Source organism: Bradyrhizobium sp. (assembly GCF_049691595.1).
In the GTDB taxonomy this organism is placed as follows: Bacteria; Pseudomonadota; Alphaproteobacteria; order Rhizobiales; family Xanthobacteraceae; genus Bradyrhizobium.
In genome coordinates this window covers 1-3,187 of record NZ_JBAVNZ010000623.1, presented here as the reverse complement: position 1 = coordinate 3,187, position 3,187 = coordinate 1, and the positions used below count along the sequence as shown (strand labels likewise).

Sequence of the window (3,187 nt, the reverse complement as noted above, 5' to 3'; positions counted from 1 at the left end):
GCCTCCAACGCCTTCTTTGCCTCGTCGATTGTCATGTCAGGTTTCTCTTCGTCAACTTTCTTCTGGAACGTATCTGCATCGTCCTGCAATTTTTGGCATTCAGAAGAGCCTTCGCCTTTGGCTGCCGCATTGCGGAAACCTACAGGATCTGACTGCGCCTGCACTCCGTGCTTAACCTCATGAGCCATATTTTCAACTGCATCGGTACGATCCATATCCACATTGATTGTAGTAGAAGTTGCCTTGCTCCAATCGAGCTTTCCATTCGCGTCTCTTGGGGGGGATTCAACGTCATCGTGCCTGGGACAGATTTCCCCACAGGAGAACCTGGTTCATAGGGTTTGAAAATAGCAGTCATCTTGCCAAAGTTGTGCACCATCTTGTTGTCCCTTAGGCTTTTGAAGGCTTCGCGAAACGATTTCTTTGTGTATGCTCTGACTGACATTCTCATGAGTCGTCTTCGCCACAATCAGTCGATGAATCCATGATTTGCGCCTCTGGCAGTGTGCGCGCCGTGTGCCTCTCTAGCGAGCCAAGGACGACAATCTCTATGGCTCGCAGAGTTAGCAAGATTGTCTTGGCTCAGCGTGAAATGGAGAAGCAGCGTTCTCCGTTAGTGTAGATTCCGCCCCTTCGGGGCGGGGATTTTCAAGGCATGGGGGTCTATCGTCCGATGGCTTTTTCCTCGCAGTGCACAGCGCGAGAGGATTGGCTCCCGCGCTGCTGAGCATCGGCTCGATGAGCCCCACCAGGGTATCCCTCAGCGTGGTTGCATCCCTGCAGAGCCCGCTTCTGTTTCACCCGGCGAGGTCATTGTAGCTGCGGTGGAAGAGTGTTCCAACACCAAAGACGCCGTCTGCTGCCGGCGAAGTTGCCGCTGGCTACGAGCCTCTTCCAACTTGCGATCGCGAGCCGCGTGGATCTCGGCCTGGTGCCCGGCGAGTCGATCCTGCGGCGTCACATAGCCGATCGCGCTATGCAGTCGCACCGTGTTGTAGTGATCCACGTAGCTTTGAATCAAGCGGCGCGCATCGTCCAGCGTCAACGGGGTCAGGGGCCGGATGCACTCCCGTTTGAGCGACTGGTGCCAGCGTTCGATCTTCCCGTTCGACTGCGGATAAAACGGCGAGGTGCGCACGTGCGTCATTCCCGAGATGCGAATGAACTCCTTGAAGTCCCGCGCGATGAACTGCGGTCCGTTGTCGGAGATGATCCGCGGCTTGGCTTCCGGGTACTTCTCCTTGGCTCGTTCCAGAAGCATCTCGATGTCCGCTTCCTTCATCGACTCCCGCAGATCCCAATGCACCAGAAAACGACTGCATCCATCCAGCACGCTGCACAAGTAATAGAACGTGCCCGACAGATTGATATAGGAAACATCGACATGCCAGTGCTGATGCGGCTGCAACGGCTGTTCGAAGCCGGTGCCCTTGCGCGACGGCTTCGGTTTCCAGCGCGACAGCAGTCCTGCTTGTTTCAGCACGCGCCATACGCTCGCCGGACTCACGGCCACCACATCGTGATCTAACATCATGAAGGTAAGTCGCCGATAGCCCTCCAACGGATTCTTCAGGTGGAAGCCGATGATGGCCTCTTTTTCCCATGGCTCCAGCCAGAAATCTCGGGGTACCCAACCGTTGTGCTCATTCGCTTGCCCATAGCGCTGCCGCCAGTCGTAGAACTTGCTGCCAGTCACGCCCAACCAATGAACGAATCGCCCGACGCCGATCTCGGTCTTCTCCGACCAGCGCCGGACGAAATCGACCACCTGATCCCGCACATCATGCGGCACCCACGTCGTGGTCAGAGTTCCCCAAGGCTTTTTTTTAACGCGATGTGCTCCGCCATCAACTCGGCCAGGACCTCGTCCTTGGTCTGCACCTTCTTCTCCAAGAACTCAATCCGTTTCTGCTTCTCCTCCACCTGGCGGTGAGGACGCTCCGTTGATTGGAAGGCAGCCGCTCCGTTCTCGAACAACTCTTTCTGCCAGCGGTACAACACGGTGGGTTGCAGCCCCAGCTCCTCACACAGATCGGAAACCGGGACTTTGTCCAAAAGATGGCGGCGTAGAATGGCCACCTTCTCTTCAGCAGTGTAGTGCTTGCGCTCTTTTCTCATACGTTCGCTCCGCTATCTTAACGGACGAACGCTTTCTCCATTTCCAGTTGAGGCAGGACATATCTATTACCGCCATGGTGGCGCGACCATGTAAAATCGCACCTTCGCCCGATGACCGATATTTCCCCACGCAAGCTAATCATTGCGATCGACGGCCCTGCCGGAGCAGGGAAGAGCACGATCGCGTCCCGGCTGGCCCGCAAACTGGGCTATGTCAACCTTGAAAGCGGCGCGATGTATCGTGCGCTCGCGCTCAAAGCGATTGAGTGGGACGCTTCGTTCGAAGACGAGGTAGCGCTGGTCAAGCTGGCTCACGATGCTCGTGTCGAGCTTGAGCCGACGATTGGCGGAAACCGCGTGTTACTGGGGGGACGTGATGTTTCAGCACGCATTCGGGAGCGTGACGTGACTGAGGCGGCATCGCGCGTGTCGGTGCATCCGAAAGTGCGCGAGTGGATGGTGGCGCGCCAGCGTGAGATGGGAGCGGGCGGTGGAGTGGTCATGGAAGGGCGCGATATCGGGACAAAAGTATTTCCCGATGCCGACCTGAAGATCTTTCTGGACGCAGACCCAGGGGTGCGCGAGCGGCGGCGCCTGGAGCAGCAGCATGCCAAGGGTCCGTCAGCAGAGTCGATGGCCGCCGAATTGCGCGAGCGCGATCAGCGCGACCGCACGCGAGCCAACTCCCCTCTGGTCGCAGCGCCCGACGCCGTGATCATCGACTCCAGTCATTTGGCAGAAGATCAGGTTCTCGCACAGGTCGAAGGTCTGGTGCAGGCGGCTCTCGCAAAATCCCCGGTGGAACACTGATTTCTTGAATGTAGACCTGCAACGCGACTTGCTGGCGATGCGCGAGGCAGACCTTCGTGTGCGCGAAGAACTGGCGCACGTGGGCGAACTTGAGAGTGGCTACCATCCACGCATGGAGCTGCTGCATCGGCAGAATGCAGAGCGCCTGCGGGCGATTGTTGCCGAGCATGGTTGGCCGGGCACGGCAATGGTTGGCGAAGACGGCGCGCAAGCCGCATGGCTCGTGTTACAGCATTCGATCAGTGAGCCGGATATGCAG

At 57.8% G+C, this 3,187-nt stretch carries 5 protein-coding genes; 2 read left to right on the top strand and 3 right to left on the bottom strand.

Annotation, left to right across the window (positions count from 1 at the left end; all coding sequences use genetic code 11):
* The 3 genes from WCE35_RS25075 to WCE35_RS25065 all read right to left on the bottom strand — a co-directional run.
* A partial coding sequence (locus WCE35_RS25075) for a hypothetical protein (RefSeq protein ID WP_424595995.1) occupies nt 1–215 on the bottom strand: 215 nt, incomplete at its 3' end.
* Between the two features lie 545 nt (nt 216–760).
* Nucleotides 761–1,768 carry an IS3 family transposase gene (locus WCE35_RS25070; RefSeq protein WP_424595994.1) on the bottom strand — a complete coding sequence of 336 codons (1,008 nt, stop codon included), beginning with the start codon at nt 1,766–1,768 and terminating at the stop codon, nt 761–763.
* 35 nt (nt 1,769–1,803) lie between these two features.
* Nucleotides 1,804–2,118, bottom strand: a complete 315-nt coding sequence (locus WCE35_RS25065; protein ID WP_424595993.1) for a transposase — start codon at nt 2,116–2,118, stop codon at nt 1,804–1,806.
* A gap of 111 nt (nt 2,119–2,229) precedes the next feature.
* On the opposite strand from WCE35_RS25065, the gene cmk reads away from it, so the two are divergent.
* Both cmk and WCE35_RS25055 read left to right on the top strand, forming a co-directional pair.
* A complete protein-coding gene (gene cmk / locus WCE35_RS25060; protein WP_424595992.1) occupies nt 2,230–2,928 on the top strand; it encodes a (d)CMP kinase in 699 nt (232 codons plus the stop codon).
* 4 nt (nt 2,929–2,932) lie between these two features.
* Nucleotides 2,933–3,187 (top strand): DUF6624 domain-containing protein (locus WCE35_RS25055; protein ID WP_424595991.1); only part of this gene is annotated, 255 nt, incomplete at its 3' end.

Bases quoted from the DNA above. Each gene is read 5' to 3' on its own strand.
- WCE35_RS25065 (WP_424595993.1), bottom strand. From the start codon at position 2,118: ATGAGAAAAGAGCGCAAGCACTACACTGCTGAAGAGAAGGTGGCCATT.
- cmk (WP_424595992.1), top strand. From the start codon at position 2,230: ATGACCGATATTTCCCCACGCAAGCTAATCATTGCGATCGACGGCCCT.